A 498-nucleotide genomic window follows, 5' to 3' on the forward strand; every position below is an offset into this window, starting at 1 on the left:
TGACGGGCGTGCACGAGTATTCGATTTGCTCCTGAGCCACCGGCGGTGGGGCAGTCGATTCCCGCGTGAGGGCTCTCGCGTGCTATTTGAACCGACAACTTCGGCGATCGGGCCTCTGCGAGCGTCATGTATTCATGAGACAACACGAACGAAGTGGCAGGGAGGGATGACTCTGTTTCGCTGGTTGGGCGCCGGCACTGTGCTGTACTCGGCCTTCTGTTTCGCGGTTTTCCACCTGACTAGGCAAGGTGCGCGGATCCGGGCAGCGGAACTGCAACCCTCCTGGGTAGTTGGCGCATTCTTTCTGGTTCTTGGGATCGGATTGCTGCTGAACCAGAGGTGGGCGGGCGGCGTGTTCTGCGTTTGCGGGTTGGTGTTTTCGCTCTGGATGATTATCGGCAGCCTGATGGAGGTTCCGTTTCCGTTTGTGTTGATCAACCTGGCCTATGGAGGGTTGGTGCTTTGGGCCAGTATCGCGGTTTTGAGACAGCTGCTCCG

Annotated in this window: 1 protein-coding gene; it reads left to right on the forward strand. The window is 58.6% G+C overall.

The window, feature by feature from the left end; translation table 11 throughout:
- Nucleotides 1-166: 166 nt before the first annotated feature.
- The coding region (locus ACR9Y2_RS40305) for a hypothetical protein (RefSeq protein ID WP_435047591.1) at nucleotides 167-498 on the forward strand (332 nt) is incomplete at its 3' end.

It is taken from the genome of Paludibaculum fermentans, from assembly GCF_051172195.1.
GTDB classification, from domain to species: Bacteria; Acidobacteriota; Terriglobia; order Bryobacterales; family Bryobacteraceae; genus Paludibaculum; species Paludibaculum fermentans_A.